Consider the following 14,879-nt stretch of genomic DNA (forward strand, 5'->3'; position numbering starts at 1 on the left):
AGACCTGATTATGTTAGGCAGTCATTTTAGTAAAGCAGTGATTAGCATAAGCGTTATCCTCGGATAATTCTTATCAAATAATTCTCCTTCTTTAGTGCTCCCCATACGTATTGCTGACGAAAAATCAAAAATTGCCATTTAGGTGGCATTCAACACTATTTAAGGAAATTATTATGTCTAACAAAATGACTGGTACCGTTAAGTTCTTCAACGCTGAGAAAGGTTTTGGTTTCATCTCCCCGGCTGACGGCAGCAAAGACGTGTTCGTACACTTCTCCGCTATCCAGTCCACCAGCTTCAAAACCCTGGACGAAGGTCAGCGCGTTGAGTTCACCATCGAGCAAGGCCAGAAAGGCCCGGCTGCTGCCAACGTAGTTGGTCTGTAATTCAAGCCGGAGCATGCTGCTGATGGCTTATGCCAACTGCTGACAGCTCTGCAAGAATTTAAAAAAACCCGCTTCGGCGGGTTTTTTGTTTTTCCCCGCTTTTTCCTCACTGATCTCCCCTCCCCCGACCGCTTGATCCCTGCCTTACACGCTCTCACCGCTTGAGTCTCACAATGAGCTCCGAATGGACTCAAAATGTAAAATAGTGACGAAAAAGTCAGGTTATCCGCTGTATTTGCCGCGAATTCTTGCTATTTTGCGCGCCACCAACGCAAACGATTTCCTTCACACTTTCAGGATTAGTTATGGCAAAGCAAGATATGGCCGCCCAAACAGGGACAGGCGGCTTTCTGGACTCTTATTTTTCCATTTCTGCGCGCGGCAGCAGCGTGCGCCAGGAGCTGGTCGCGGGGCTGACCACCTTCCTGGCGATGGTCTACAGCATCATAGTGGTGCCGAACATGCTGGGTGCCGCCGGCTTTGAGCAGGGCCCGGTGTTTGTGGCCACCTGCTTGATCGCCGCCTTCGGCTCCCTGCTGATGGGGCTGTGGGCCAAGCTGCCAATGGCTATCGGTTGCGCCATCTCCCTCACCGCCTTTACCGCATTCAGTCTGGTACTGGGTCAGGGACTGAGCATTCCGGTCGCGCTGGGCGCCATCTTCCTGATGGGTGTGCTGTTTACCCTGATCAGCGTCACCGGCGTGCGCCAGTGGATCCTGGATAACCTCCCCTCCGGCATCGCTCACGGCACCGGCATCGGTATCGGTCTGTTCCTGCTGCTGATCGCCACCAACGGCGTCGGCATGGTGATCAAGAACGAAGGGGCCGGTTTGCCGGTTCAGCTGGGTGAAGTGACCGCCTTCCCGGTCATCATGACGGTGCTGGGTCTGGCCGCCATCTTCGGTCTGGAGCGTCGCAAGGTGCCAGGCGGAATCCTGATGGTGATTATCGCCATCTCCATCCTCGGCCTTATCTTCGACCCGAAAGTGACCTGGCAGGGCTTCTTCGCCATGCCGAGCCTGACTGGCGAGAAAGGCTCTCTGGTAGGCAGCATGGATCTGCTGGGCGCCCTCAATCCGGTAGTCATTCCGACCGTACTGGCGCTGGTGATGACCGCCGTGTTTGACGCCACCGGCACCATCCGTGCCGTGGCCGGTCAGGCAGGCCTCATCAACGAACGTGGCCACATCATCAGCGGCGGCAAGGCCCTGACTGCCGACTCCGTCAGCAGCATGGTGGCAGGCGCCGTAGGTGGTGCTCCGGCTGCCGTCTACATCGAATCCGCCGCAGGCACCGCGGCCGGTGGCAAGACCGGTCTGACCGCCGCGCTGGTCGGCGTGCTGTTCCTGCTGATGATCTTCCTCTCCCCGCTCAGCTATCTGGTACCGGCTTACGCCACCGCACCAGCCCTGATGTACGTCGGTCTGCTGATGCTGGGCAACGTCACCAAGCTGGACTTCAGCGACTCGGTCGATGCCCTCGCCGGCATGCTGTGCGCCGTCTTCATCGTGCTGACCTGCAACATCGTGACCGGTATCATGCTGGGCTTCGTGGCGCTGGTCGTTGGCCGCATCTTCGCTGCCGAGTGGAAGAAGCTGAACATCGGCACCGTCATCATCGCCCTGGCGCTGGTGATCTTCTATGCCGGTGGCTGGGCCATCTAACCCGTCCGTTTTATTCCGGTTATAGCGAAGGGCCCTGCGGGGCCCTTTTTCATGGCTGTGAGTCAGCTAACAGTTTCCCGCCCGCCAGCCCTGCGCCGTTTCAGATTGAAACACCCATACCCCTTCTGCTGTTTCAAATCCGAACCAAATCGCCCGTCATTTTTATCCCTTTTTCTGTCGTTAGACTGGCTCCATCAACCATTTGCCCACCCGAGCGGTGGCAAGCCAAGGAGTGAGCCATGAAGAAACTGATCAATGCCGTCGATGCCGTGGTCCGTGAACAACTGATGGGGATGGCAGCCGCCCACCCGGAGCTCAAGGTACGTATCGAACCCCACTACATCACCCGCGCCGACTCCCCCGTGATGGGCAAGGTGGCGCTGGTCTCCGGCGGTGGCAGCGGCCACGAGCCGATGCACGGCGGGCTGGTGGGCAAAGGGATGCTGGATGGCGCCTGCCCCGGCGAGATCTTTACCTCCCCCACCCCGGATCAGATGTACGAGTGCGGTCAGGCCGTTGATGGCGGCGCGGGCGTGCTGTTTCTGGTGAAGAACTACACCGGCGACGTACTCAACTTCGAGACCGCGGTCGAGCTGCTGCACGGCGACGGGGTCAAGGTGGGCTTCGCCCTGATCGATGACGACGTGGCGGTCAAAGACAGCCTCTACACCGCCGGTCGCCGTGGGGTTGCCACGACCGTGCTGTGCGAGAAGCTGGTCGGTGCCGCCGCAGAGGCGGGCTACGATCTGGCGCGCTGCGAGGCGCTGGCCCGTCGCATCAACAACCAGAGCCGCACCATAGGCGTGGCCATGCATGCCTGCACCGTGCCGGCCGCAGGCAAGCCCTCCTTCACCCTGGCGGACAACGAGCTGGAATTCGGCGTCGGTATCCACGGCGAACCGGGCATCGAACGTCGCCCCTTCACCGACCTCAATACCCTGGTGGACGACATGTTCAGCGAGCTTGCTGACAACACCCCCTATGGCCGCACCCTGCGCCACTGGGATCGCACCAGCGGCAGCTGGCAGGAAGAGCACACCTTTATCGAACCGCTCAACAAGGGCGATCGGGTGATCGCGCTGGTCAACAGCCTGGGCGGCACCCCCATCTCCGAGCTCTATGGCGTCTATGGTCGCCTTGCCACCCTGTGCGAAGAGGCGGGCATCCATCTGGTGCGCAACCTGATCGGTCCCTACTGCACCTCCCTCGACATGACCGGCATCTCCATCACATTGCTCAAGGTGGATGACGAACTGATGACCCTGTGGGATGCCCCCGTTCACACCCCAGCCCTGCGTCGCGGCTGCTAAGGAGTGCCGATAGCCATGCTAAGCAAACACCACATCGTCAACTGGCTGCTCGACTGCGAACACATCTTTACCGAGCAGCGTGACTACCTCACCGCGCTGGATACCGATATCGGCGACGGCGACCACGGCCTCAACATGCAACGCGGCTTCGCCAAGGTGGCCGAGAAGCTGCCGGCAGTAGCGGACAAGGATATCGGGCAGGTACTGAAAACCACCGGCATGACCTTGCTCTCCTCGGTCGGCGGTGCCAGCGGCCCGCTCTACGGCACCTTCTTTATCCGGGCGGCGGCCAGCAGCGATGCCTGCCAGAGCCTAAGCCTCAGCCAGCTGTGCAAGATGCTGAGCGACGGGGTGGAGGGGATCGTCTCCCGCGGCCGTGCCGAGCCGGGCGACAAGACCATGTGCGACGCCTGGTGGCCGGCTCTGGCAGCCCTGCAGCAGGCACAGCAGCAAGAGTTGCCCCTCAATGAAGCGCTGGACAAGGCAGTAGCGGCCGCAGCAGCCGGTACCGAGGCCACCATCCAGATGCAGGCCCGCAAGGGGCGCGCCAGCTATCTTGGCGAGCGCAGCATCGGCCATCAGGATGCCGGGGCCACCTCGACCCTGCTGCTGCTGACTGCCCTGCGTGACAGAGCGAGGTTGTGACATGATCGGAATCGTAGTTGTCTCTCACAGCGCCATGCTGGCGGCCGGTTTGAAAGCGCTGGCCGACCAGCTCGGCAGCCCGGCCCGATTGCTGCTGGCGGCCGGGGTCGATGACCCCGACCACCCCATCGGCACCGATGCCATCGCGGTGATGAGTGCGATTGAAGAAGCGGATGACGGCAGCGGTGTGCTGGTGCTGATGGACTTGGGCAGCGCTCTGCTCAGCGCCGAGACCGCCCTCGAACTGCTACCCCCGGAGCTGAGCGCGAGGGTGCGGCTCTGCCCCGCCCCGCTGGTCGAGGGCACTCTGGCCGCTGTGGTGGCGGCCGGTTCCGGCCTGACGCTGGATGAGGTGGCCGCCGAGGCGCTCGGCGCGCTGGGCCCAAAACAGGCGATGCTGCCTGCCAGCGCGGCGCAGGCCGCCACCGAGACCGCCCCCGTTGCCGACGACGGCTGGCTGCGCTGTGAGGTGGTGGTGGATAACCCCCACGGCCTACATGTGCGCCCCGCCGCCCGGCTGGTGGCCGCCCTCAAGCCCTTTGCCGCTGAACTCAAGTTGCAAAAGGGGGACAAAGAGGCCAATCCCCGTAGCCTGACCCGGCTCGCCATGCTCAACGTGCGTCAGGGCGACCAGCTCACCCTGCTGGCGCGCGGCGAGGATGCCACCGCCGCCCTGACCTGCTTCCAGCAGCTGGCCGCCGAGCGCTTCGGCGACTGACGCCACTGCTTCAAGGGGCTGCACTCGCTCGCTGAGCCTGTGCAGCACCATTCAAGACGAAGGAGTCCCCGGCACTGCCGCCCCTTCGCCCCGATTCTTAATTCATAAAGAGAGAGGGATAAAATATGGACCGCATCATCATCAGCCCCAGCAAATACGTGCAAGGCAACGGGGCCCTCGCCAATATCGGCAACTACGTCAAAGCGCTCGGCAGCAAGCCGCTTATTCTGGCCGACGCCTTCGTCACCAAGCTGGTCGGCGATACCGTGGCCACCAGCTTCCACGGCGCCGGTATCAAGCCCGAGTTCGACTGCTTCAACGGCGAGTGCTCCCGCCCCGAGATCGACCGCCTGCTGGCCCGCTGCCAGCAGACCCCGTTTGACGTCATCATCGGCATCGGCGGCGGCAAAACGCTGGATACCGCCAAGTCGGTCGCCTTCTACCAGAAGGTGCCGGTGGTCATAGTGCCGACCATAGCCTCCACTGATGCCCCCACCAGCGCGCTGGCGGTCATCTACACCCCGGAAGGGCAATTCAGCGAATACCTGATGATCCCGACCAACCCCAATATGGTCATCATGGATACCGGCGTGGTCTCCCGCGCTCCAGTGCGGCTGCTGGTCTCCGGCATGGGGGATGCGCTCTCCACCTACTTCGAGGCGCGCGCCAACAAGGTTTCCGGTTGCCAGACCATGGCCGGTGGCGCCTCCACGCTGGCGGCGCAAGCCATCGCCGAGCTCTGCTACAAGACTCTGCTGGCCGACGGCTACAAGGCCAAGCTGGCGGTGGAGCAGGGGCTCTGCACCAAGGCGGTGGAGAACATCATCGAGGCCAACACCTATCTGAGCGGTATCGGCTTCGAGAGCAGCGGTCTGGCCGCCGCCCATGCCATCCACAACGGCCTGACCCAGCTGGCCGAGTGCCACCACCTCTACCACGGTGAGAAAGTGGCGTTCGGTACCCTGGTGCAGCTGGTGCTGGAGAATGCCCCGATGGCGGAGATCGAAACCGTGCTGGCCTTCTGCCGCTCGGTGGGCCTGCCGACCAACCTGCATATGATGGGGGTCAAGGAGCTGGATATGGCGCGCCTGATGGAGGTGGCCAAAGCCTCCACTGCCGAGGGCGAAACCATCCATAACATGCCGTTCAAGGTCACCGCCGAGGATGTGCTGGCGGCCATCGTCACCGCCCACCAGCTGGGGCTGTAACCACGCCACCACTGACCTGCCATATAACACGGCCCCGCAACTGCGGGGCCTTTTCATTTTCTGCGGGCCGGTTCGCAACGGCTCGCCGTCAGCCGTGATAGTCGGCGGGATCGATCTCGAGCAGTTTGAGCCGCCGCCACAGGGTGGTGCGGCTGATGCCAAGATGCTGGGCCATCTGGCTCACCTGTCCCTTGCAGGCGTGAGCGCAGCGCAAGATGGCTTGCCGCTCCAGCTCCGCCAGCGTGAGCAGCGGTTGTCCCACCACCTCGTCCGCCACCCGCTGATAGCCGTGGCGAATGGCGGCGGGCAGCGCCTCGGGCGGGATCGGCCCCTGACCGGCGTGAAGCAGCGCATGCTCGACGGCGCTGCGCAGCTCCCCCAGATTGCCGGGCCAGGGATAGGCCAGCAGACAATCGAGGGCCGCCGGACTGAACTGGCGTACCGGCTCGCGCCCCTGCGCTGCCAACTGCTGGCTGATCAGGCCCGGCAGATCCGCCGCGCGCTCCCGCAGCCCCGGCAGCCACAGCTCGCACGCCTGCAAGGCATAGAGCAGCTGGCGGCCAAACAGCCCCTCCTGCACCAGCTGCTCCAGCGGGGCGCTGCTGGTGGCGATGATCCGCACCTTGAGCGGCAGGATGCGGGCCGAATCGAAGCGCTGGATGCGGCCGGTCTTGAGCAGTTGCAGCAGCGCCGCCTGCATGGGGGCAGAGAGACACTCCACCTGCTCCAGCACCAGGGTGCCGCCGTGGGCCAGCTCGAACTTGCCCGCCCGCTCCTGCCCCGCCTCGTCGGAACCCATCAGCTCCAGCGCCATCCGCTCGCTCGGCAGCGCCTTGCAGTTGAGGGTAATGAGCGGCCCGGTGGCCCGTTCGCTGCCAAAGTGAATAGCCTCCGCCAGCTGGGCCTTGCCCACCTCCTCCTCGCCGCGCAGCAGGATCGGCCCCTGACTCTGGGCCGCCTGCCGGGCATAGCGCAGCAGCTTGCGCATGGCGCTCGACTCCCCCACCAGCGCCGACAGCTCGGGCACCGTCTGGCGCAGCTGGTGAATGGCCCGCAGCCGATCGACCGGGTGCAGCAGGGCGATAAAGCTGACCCCCTCCGGCCCCGGCAGCGGCTTGAGGCTCACCAGCGCATTGATAAACTCCCCCTCCTGCGCGCCGAGCCGCTCCAGCGTCACCTCCACATGACTCAGTGGCGTCTGCCCCCTGATGGCCAGCTGCAACCGCTGGGGCAGCAGCAGGTGCTGCTCCAGCGGCTGGCCGAGACAGAGCGCGGGATCGAGCCGCAGCCGGTGGGCCGCCAGCGCGTTGAGGTAGCGCAGCCGCCCTTGCGGGTCCCAGGCCAGCACGCCGTCATCCATACCATCGAGCAGGGCGTAAAGCTCGCTCAGGTGATGCTGGGACTCCTGCATCAGGGTCTCCATCTGCAGCAGATGAGCCAGCTCGCGCCCGGCACTGACGGTGAGCGCCAGATCGCCGGCGCTCGCCTCCTCCACCTTGCAGATCAAAGCGATGATGGCGACCTGACGGCCATTGCTGTTGTAGACCGGGCTGGCGCAGCTGTGCCATGGGTGCAGGGTCTGGTTGAAGTGCTGGGGGCCGCTGACGCAGAGCGGCACTCCCTCCAGCGCCGCCAGATTGATGGCATTGGTGCCGATGCGCCCCTCGCTGAAAAAGGCGCCGGGGCCAAACCCCAGCGCCGCCAGCTCGCGCAGGGTATCGGGGTGGCCGGTCCGGGCCAGCAGGCAGCCGCTCTCGTCGGTGAGCAGCAGGGCACAGGGGCGCCCCTCCATAAATTCGTAGAGATCCTCGAGGGCCATCTCGCCGGTGGTGAGCAGGTCCCGTTTGCGCTGGCGCAGGCTCTGCAAGGTCTGCCCCTTGGCGCTGTGGGGCGGATGCCAGAGGGTGGCACTGGTCTGGTGAGCGCAGCGCAGCCAGGATGCCTGCAGATAGTCAGGCCAAGCGAGCAGCGGCTGAAGGTCAGATGGCATGGTCACAGCAATATCCGGCAAGATGTGAGCTGACCATTTAACCACGCCAGCGCACCCGATTCAGTGACCTGCCTCAGAGGGTGGCAACCCTATCCTCTGCAAGGTCGGGTTCGCCCCCGGCAAATTGCTGATCGAGCCTGTGGCAAAAGGCGAGGCACATCGGCATTACCCCGCACTTCTGATATGTCACCTCGATCACACTACTGACTTGTTTATGAAGAGGAGGCCGGGTGGCTCTTTCCATTGCCGCCCCTTAAGTGTATTTTTGCTCAGTGGGTAAGCGGAGCCAAAGGCAAGTTTCGAATAAACATATTTAGCGCCAAAGGTAGGCCAACAATATAATTGCTATAAATTAAATTTCGTAGCGATTATTTAGATGGTTTCTTGGCTTTATATAGAGCTCTATGGCACACCTAATTACATTCACTATCTAATTACAGTTATACATTCAGTAGATATAATGGATTATGATGATAAAATTAGCAGATATAGAATATCGAGGAAGATGTGGAGTTTCACGACACTGCATAAATGCAGTTGTAGAAATTATTCACTTCGGAAGACAAATAAATGAAGTTAAAATATTAACTTCAGGAAGTGGGTACGACTGTCATCATGTTCTTCTACTGAACGTTGATTCCGATGTAACCATTGCAATAAAGTCTGGATTTACATCAGGCTATTCTGGAGAAGGCCCAAGATCTTTCTCTTACGTATTATCAACACTCCAAAAATTCACTCAAGAAATTTATGAATATTTAGTCCCTTGTGAACTCATTGAAAGAGTAGATAAATCAGCGCTTTCCGAAAAAGACCTAAAATGGTTATCAGAACAACACCCTGTCATACCTCATCGATGGTATGATTATATTTATGAACGGCACTATCCTGAATTAAATATAATGCAATACTTTCCTGCAGAGGTCCCACTGTCATTGCTAGACCCTCGCTTACATGAAATTGCTTTTTCATTTAAAACAAATCCAGACAATGCTCTATTAGCAGGTTATAGATTATTAGAGCGCTTGATCAAAGACAAATCTGGTCTAACTCAGGAAACTGGGGCGAAGCTATTCTCTAAAGCATTTCAGGGTGACGATGCTCCTTTATACTGGGATGGCCTAGATGGAAGTGAGGTTAAAGGACGCGCGACACTATTTTCAAGTGTTTTTATGGCTTACAGAAATCGACGTGCTCATCAAGAACCAGATGGCGATATCCATGAAGATTTAAGAGAATTCATGCTATTGAATCAACTTTTTATTTTGGAAGAGTCTGCTAAATTCCGAGAGCATCACTAACCAACTCATCAATGTGGACAGCCAAAGCATGGCGCTCATAGTTAATATGATCATTTGTGTTTACGGCAGCAAACTTAAATTCAGTGTTTTGTGTTGTCAGTCCTTTAAGTATGCGTTAGTGTACAACATCTTTAATAAAAGGGGTGAGAATTGAATAAACAAACAAAATTTATTTTGGGGTCTTTGTTTGTTGTTTTACTGGTGCCAATATTAGCTTATATGTATAAATTTGGTTTGGGGTTTTGGGAACAACCAAATGAATGGGCTGATTTAGGTAGTTATGTAGGTGGTGTATATACCCCAATTCTTTCGCTGATTACACTGACTGTTATATCTCTGCAAATATTTATACAACATCAGCAGTATCAACACTCGTTGATTCAGCACCAAGAAGAACAAATCAAAGAGTACTTGATTGCCCTAGAAGAAGCGCTAACCATTAATATAGATAACGTGAGCTCTCGTGATTTTCTTGTGAGTCTATGTCGAGATATATCTAAAGATAAAATTAAAGATATTTCTGCCGAGTCAATAATGAAATTCAATCAATGTAATCATAGACTTTACTCAATGTGGAGTGAGGTCATGACATGTCTCACAGTCTTAGAAAACATTTCTAACCAAAGCGTTTATAATAAAGTCGTTTTCGCATCAAACAAAAACAAAGTTATAGCCTATCTAAATCCCCAAACATGTAGAATGCTCGATAGGTTTCATTTTATATTCATCTGTAAATGTAAAGAGCTAGGCATATTTATCGATACTGACACTCCCGAGTATTACTATTCAGACCTGAGAACTGGTGGGTAAGAGTGAAATTAGGACACCCGCCTTTCTGAGCTAGTCACAGCATAACAAAGATGAATCTTCTTTTTGAGGGTGTGGCATCAACCTGCCTGACGCTATCGCCATAAACCAAAGAGCCGCCCTTATGGGCGGCTCCTGGCATCAGCGATGGATGGCTGAATCGTCTTTTTACTGAATCGTTATTGGGCCTTGGGCGCTTCCACCGCCGCGGCCACCGGTTGGTCATCTTCCTTGATCCAGGCATCCAGCAGGGTGTAGCCCACCGCCAACACCACGGGGCCGATAAAGAGACCGATGATCCCCATGGTCAGCAAGCCACCGATTACCCCCACCAGAATGAGGATGAGCGGCAGGTCGGCGCCCCGCTTGATGAGGAAGGGGCGCAGGAAGTTGTCCATGGTGCCCGCAATCAGTGACCACACCAGCAGGAAGGTGCCCCAGGTGGTGTCGCCGCTCCAGTAGAGGTAGCCGATACAGGCCAACAGCACCGGGAAGGGGCCGATCTGGGCGACGATCAGCAGGAACATCACCACCACCAGCACCATGGCATAAGGGATACCGGCAATCAGCAGGCCGACACCGGCCACCGAGGATTGCACCAGCGCAGTCACCACCACACCCATCGCCACGGCACGGATCGCCTGTGAAGCCAGCACAGTGGCATTGTCGCCACGCTGACCCGCCAGCCGGTGAGCGAAGCGGCGAATGCCGGTCGCCACCACTTCACCCGAGTGATAGAGCACCCCGCAGATACCGACCGTCAGCAGGAAGTGGACGAACAGCAAGCCAAGATTACCGGCCTGAGAGGCGAGCCAGCGGGCTGTCTGACCGAAATAGGGGGCCAGCTTGGCAAACAGCACCTGACCACCGCTCGCCAGAATTTGCTGCCAGAAGTCATAGAGCTTGTCGCCCACCAGCGGGATCTGTTGCAGCCAGAGCAGCTCTGGCGGTGGTGACTGGCTGATATGGGTACCCAGCTCGATCAGCATGGGCGCCTTCTCCGCCACATTGGCCAGCGTCATAAAGAGCGGGATGACAAACATCAACAGCAGCACCAGCGTCATAAAGAGGGCCGCCAGGGTGCGCTTGCCCCACAACAGGCGCTGCACCATCAGCATCAGCGGCCAGGTGGCGATGGTGATCATGGTGGCCCACACCAGCGCAGGCAGGAAGGGCTGCAACACCAGGAAACAGGAGATAATCAGGATGCTGAGAAACAGCACCCCCAGGGTTATCTTGGCCAAATCCACTTTTTTCACATTCATAGAGTTCCCTTGTCAGAGCCGTTGCCCTTGGGTCGTGTGTCGCATTTCAAGAAAGAGAGTATCCACCAGAGGCCAGCGCTCAACCAGAGCCCCAGCCCGAAAAAGAGCACAAACTGACCAAGCAGTATGGCCAGCGAACTGCTGGTCAGCAGCGGCAGCGCCCAAAGTCCTGCCCCTATGACCGCGCCCCCCGCCAGGGTGACCGCGCCGGTCAGGATGGGGGGATAACCGCCGCGGGTCAGGGTAAGCAAACCGCCAACCCAGAGCCCGAGGGCCGCCAGCCCGATCCCGGCCAGATGGGCCGATTGGGTCAGCCCCCCGAGCGCCAGCGCAGATGCAATCAGCAGCAGCCAAGCCGCCGACTGCCTGTCGGCACGCCAGCAGGGGCGAGCGGCCAGCAGCAAGGCTCCAATCAGCAGGCCAACCGCCACATCGGAGATAAAGTGCACCCCGAGCCAGACCCGCGCCAGACCTGTGGTGAGGGCCAGCAACAGCGCCAACGAATAGGCCAACCCGCGCCGGGCAGGCCAGAGCCAGCCAAGCAGCGCCCCCCAGAACAGCAGGGCCGAAGCGGTATGGCCGCTCGGCATGCCAAAGCCCTGGGCACTGTGAGTCGCCAGTTCAGGTTGCAGATGGAAGGGGCGCGGCCAGCCGATCCCCTCCTTGCTCGCCTGCACCAGCAGCCCAAGCCAGAGCATGGCAAAGAGCAACTGGCGCAGCCGCGGCCACCCCAGCAGCGGGAGCAGCAAAGGTATCAGGGCAAGCTGAAAGCCGCCTGAACCAAACAGATTGCTGACCGACAGCCACCAGACATCGGGCCCCAGCCACTGCTGCAGCCGCAGCATCAGCGGGATCTCGACCTGATGCAGCGCATTGCCCTGCGCCACGAAATCGGCCTGCCAGTGCACCTCGCTCTCGGGCACCTTATCCAGTCGGGATTGCAGCCAGTCGAGCTGATCCGGGAAGCGGCGCTGCTCGCGGGGCAGCTTGTCCACCGCGATCAAACGGGCATTTAGGATCTCCCCGCCCAGATTGGGGGCCTTCAGCAGCGAGACAAAATCGGAATCTTGCTGGGCGACGATGGGTTCCAGAGTGCGGCAGGCAAAAACCTGCGCTTTCTGCCAGCGGCCAAGATCCGCGACGATTTCCCCGCGCAGGCCGGTCTCTTCATACAACTCGCGCAGCGCCGCCTGCTCGGGGCGCTCGTCGCCATCGATATAGCCACCGCTCAGGCTGTAGCGGGAGGAGATGCGATCCTGTACCAGCAGCAGTTGATCCTGATGACGGATGGCACAGGCCGCCGCCGTTGGGCCAGCCGGTTCGGCACTCAGGGCTGGCAGAGCGGCAAACAGCGCCAGCAAGAGTAAAAAGAGGGTTCTCGACATCAATTTGCTTTCCCTATGCACAATGGCGACAAGCCTCCCAGAAATCAGATAGTTGGGCAACGGTAGCGGCCGGATCGCCGCCGTTCCCGCCGCGCTGGCGGTGCACGGAAGATTGCGATGAAGCAGGGCACTCCCTACTATTGGCGGCTATCTTCAATTTCATGCAGCAAACGCTGGAGCCCTCCATGAGACAGTTCGGCTTTTTCCTCGGCATCGCCATCGGTGTCATTTTGATCCTGTTCGGCAGCATCGTCATCTTCCAGGCCCTCCCTGCCGCACTGGATGTGCTGGAGATGCCAAGCCGCATCCCGTTCGTGCGCGAGGTCTACACCTGGCTGATGACCAGCGCCAACGGCCTGACCGCCCAGCTGGAGCAGAACTTCCTGGAAGCGTTCCAGACCGTGCTCAAGCTGATCCTGCTCATCACCTTCATGTGGGTCTGCGTCAAGCTGGTCAACATGGGGGTTCTGATTATCCGCGCCGGGGTTGATCTCATCCGCACCGCCATCGCCCACAGCGAAGGCCCCCACGACCAGAAGAAGCCGGATCAGCACGATCACTTCTGACTCTGATATGGTCGATTGATGTGAACGCTGCCGCCCCCAACCGGGGCGGCAGTGTTATATGCGCGGTATGAAGGCCCTTCCCAGCCCCCATGAATACCCGATAAAGCACCGGCTTTCCCTTGTGAATCAGCAAACTGCCCATATGTTGCATCACCTTGACATGGTTTGCGCCCCGCGCGGCGGCTGCCCGGTTTCTATCCCGACCCCGTGCTCTGGTATAATCGACCACCTCTTTATCCCCGTTATGGAGCCTGTTCATGCCCAATCATGCAGAAAGTGCCCTCGAGGTTCGTCTCGACAAGTGGTTGTGGGCGGCCCGTTTCTACAAGACCCGCTCCATTGCGCGGGATCAGATAGACGGGGGCAAGGTGCACTACAATGGTCAGCGCAGCAAACCGGGCAAACAGGTGGAAGTGGGTGCATTGATCCGCTTCTGGCAGGGGCAGGACGAACGCGAAGTGCGGGTGCTGGCCTTGAGCGAGCAGCGCAAATCGGCCCCGCTGGCCCAGCAGCTCTATGAAGAGACCGCCGAGAGCCTGAAAAAACGGGCCGAGAACAGCGAGGCGCGCCGCTTCAACAGCCAGTTTGCCCCCAGCCCCGAGCGCCGCCCCGACAAGCAGGAGCGACGCCAGTTGCTCAAGGTCAAACAGTACTGACCGACCCCGATTTGATACCGGGCTGGCATCAACCCCAGCCCGCCCGATTTACCTCACCGAAAAGCCAGGAATACATGATGAGCAACCAAGATCTGCTGTATCGCTATCTGTTTGAAGAGTACGAAGTGCGTGGCGAGCTGGTCCAGCTGGATCACACCTACCGCCACGTAGTGGAAGCCCAGAACTACCCGGTGCAGGTGCAAAAACTGCTGGGCGAGCTGCTGGTCGCCACCAGCCTGCTGACCGCCACCCTCAAGTTTGAAGGCTCCATCACAGTGCAACTGCAGGGCGATGGCCCGGTGCGTCTGGCCGTGATCAACGGTGACAACAACCAGCAGCTGCGCGGCGTGGCCCGCTATGAAGGCGAACTGCCGAGCGATGGCAAGCTGCAGAGCCTGATTGGCAACGGCCAGCTGATCATCACCATCACCCCGGAGCAGGGCGAGCGCTATCAGGGCATCATCGCGCTGGACGCCGATACCCTGGCAGGCTGCCTGGAGCACTACTTCGCCCGCTCCGAACAGCTGGCCACCAAACTGTGGATCCGCACCGGCTATCACGAAGGTACGCCGCGCGCTGCCGGCATCATGCTGCAGGAGCTGCCCGCCCAGAGCGAGGATCACAGCAACGATTTCGATCACCTGACCCAGCTCACCTGCACCATCAAGGATGAAGAGCTGTTCGGCCTGCAGGCAGAAGAGATCCTCTACCGTCTCTACCATCAGGACAAGGTGCGAGTGTTCGATCCGCAGGCGGTCGAGTTCCGCTGCACTTGCTCCCGCGAGCGCTGTGAAGGGGCTCTGCTGCAGATAGAAAAGGAAGAGGTCATGGAGATGGTGCAGGAGCTCGGCAAGATCGACATGCACTGTGATTATTGCGGCGCCCAGTACCAATTTAATGGGATCGATGTCGAAACCCTGTTCAGCAGGGCTCCCGGCAATGATGCAAACCAGTTACACTAATTAAAGGCGGGCAAAA

14 protein-coding genes are annotated in these 14,879 nt (G+C 59.2%); 11 read left to right on the top strand and 3 right to left on the bottom strand.

All coding sequences use genetic code 11. From position 1 onward, the window contains the following. The first annotated feature begins 173 nt into the window (after window positions 1-173). From cspE to ACTG1K_RS00165, 6 genes are all read left to right on the top strand, one after another. A complete protein-coding gene (cspE, locus tag ACTG1K_RS00140; protein ID WP_005316548.1) occupies window positions 174-386 on the top strand; it encodes a transcription antiterminator/RNA stability regulator CspE in 213 nt (70 codons plus the stop codon). Window positions 387-691: 305 nt separating this feature from the next. Then, window positions 692-2,050 carry an NCS2 family permease gene (locus ACTG1K_RS00145; protein ID WP_440004677.1) on the top strand — a complete coding sequence of 453 codons (1,359 nt, stop codon included), beginning with the start codon at window positions 692-694 and terminating at the stop codon, window positions 2,048-2,050. Window positions 2,051-2,289: 239 nt separating this feature from the next. Then, complete coding sequence (dhaK, locus tag ACTG1K_RS00150; RefSeq protein ID WP_005340163.1) at window positions 2,290-3,360, top strand: dihydroxyacetone kinase subunit DhaK; 1,071 nt, start codon at window positions 2,290-2,292, stop codon at window positions 3,358-3,360. A gap of 15 nt (window positions 3,361-3,375) precedes the next feature. Further along, the gene (gene dhaL / locus ACTG1K_RS00155; protein WP_021231630.1) at window positions 3,376-4,005 is read left to right on the top strand and encodes a dihydroxyacetone kinase subunit DhaL; all 630 of its coding nucleotides are present in this window, start codon (window positions 3,376-3,378) and stop codon (window positions 4,003-4,005) included. Window position 4,006: 1 nt separating this feature from the next. Next, window positions 4,007-4,723 (top strand): dihydroxyacetone kinase phosphoryl donor subunit DhaM, encoded by a 717-nt coding sequence (dhaM, locus tag ACTG1K_RS00160; protein ID WP_042032198.1) that lies wholly within the window; start codon window positions 4,007-4,009, stop codon window positions 4,721-4,723. 125 nt (window positions 4,724-4,848) lie between these two features. After that, window positions 4,849-5,931: a glycerol dehydrogenase gene (locus tag ACTG1K_RS00165; RefSeq protein WP_167557495.1), complete on the top strand. Its 1,083-nt coding sequence runs from the start codon at window positions 4,849-4,851 to the stop codon at window positions 5,929-5,931. Between the two features lie 88 nt (window positions 5,932-6,019). Here the strand turns inward: ACTG1K_RS00165 and dhaR are convergent, their stop codons facing one another. After that, a complete protein-coding gene (gene dhaR / locus ACTG1K_RS00170; RefSeq protein WP_421284426.1) occupies window positions 6,020-7,921 on the bottom strand; it encodes a dihydroxyacetone kinase operon transcriptional regulator DhaR in 1,902 nt (633 codons plus the stop codon). A gap of 470 nt (window positions 7,922-8,391) precedes the next feature. On the opposite strand from dhaR, the gene ACTG1K_RS00175 reads away from it, so the two are divergent. Together ACTG1K_RS00175 and ACTG1K_RS00180 are read left to right on the top strand one after the other, a co-directional pair. Then, window positions 8,392-9,222, top strand: coding sequence for a TIGR02391 family protein (locus tag ACTG1K_RS00175; protein WP_440004678.1), 831 nt, complete (start codon window positions 8,392-8,394; stop codon window positions 9,220-9,222). Between the two features lie 150 nt (window positions 9,223-9,372). Further along, on the top strand, window positions 9,373-10,032 hold the full coding sequence (locus tag ACTG1K_RS00180) for a hypothetical protein (protein WP_440004679.1): 660 nt from the start codon (window positions 9,373-9,375) through the stop codon (window positions 10,030-10,032). 176 nt (window positions 10,033-10,208) lie between these two features. Here the strand turns inward: ACTG1K_RS00180 and ydiK are convergent, their stop codons facing one another. Both ydiK and ACTG1K_RS00190 read right to left on the bottom strand, forming a co-directional pair. Continuing rightward, complete coding sequence (gene ydiK, locus ACTG1K_RS00185; protein ID WP_167566667.1) at window positions 10,209-11,294, bottom strand: AI-2E family transporter YdiK; 1,086 nt, start codon at window positions 11,292-11,294, stop codon at window positions 10,209-10,211. Then, a complete protein-coding gene (locus ACTG1K_RS00190; RefSeq protein WP_440004680.1) occupies window positions 11,291-12,679 on the bottom strand; it encodes a phosphatase PAP2 family protein in 1,389 nt (462 codons plus the stop codon). The genes ydiK and ACTG1K_RS00190 overlap by 4 nt, the downstream gene beginning before the upstream one ends. 185 nt (window positions 12,680-12,864) lie before the next feature. On the opposite strand from ACTG1K_RS00190, the gene ACTG1K_RS00195 reads away from it, so the two are divergent. The 3 genes from ACTG1K_RS00195 (at window position 12,865) to hslO (ending at window position 14,863) form a co-directional block, all read left to right on the top strand. After that, window positions 12,865-13,245, top strand: coding sequence for a hypothetical protein (locus tag ACTG1K_RS00195; RefSeq protein WP_005340143.1), 381 nt, complete (start codon window positions 12,865-12,867; stop codon window positions 13,243-13,245). Between the two features lie 257 nt (window positions 13,246-13,502). After that, on the top strand, window positions 13,503-13,901 hold the full coding sequence (gene hslR, locus ACTG1K_RS00200) for a ribosome-associated heat shock protein Hsp15 (protein ID WP_005340141.1): 399 nt from the start codon (window positions 13,503-13,505) through the stop codon (window positions 13,899-13,901). A gap of 77 nt (window positions 13,902-13,978) precedes the next feature. Then, window positions 13,979-14,863 carry an Hsp33 family molecular chaperone HslO gene (gene hslO, locus ACTG1K_RS00205; RefSeq protein WP_335848673.1) on the top strand — a complete coding sequence of 295 codons (885 nt, stop codon included), beginning with the start codon at window positions 13,979-13,981 and terminating at the stop codon, window positions 14,861-14,863. Window positions 14,864-14,879 lie beyond the last annotated feature (16 nt).

It is taken from the genome of Aeromonas sp. 102P (assembly GCF_051920345.1).
Lineage (GTDB): Bacteria > Pseudomonadota > Gammaproteobacteria > Enterobacterales > Aeromonadaceae > Aeromonas > Aeromonas veronii.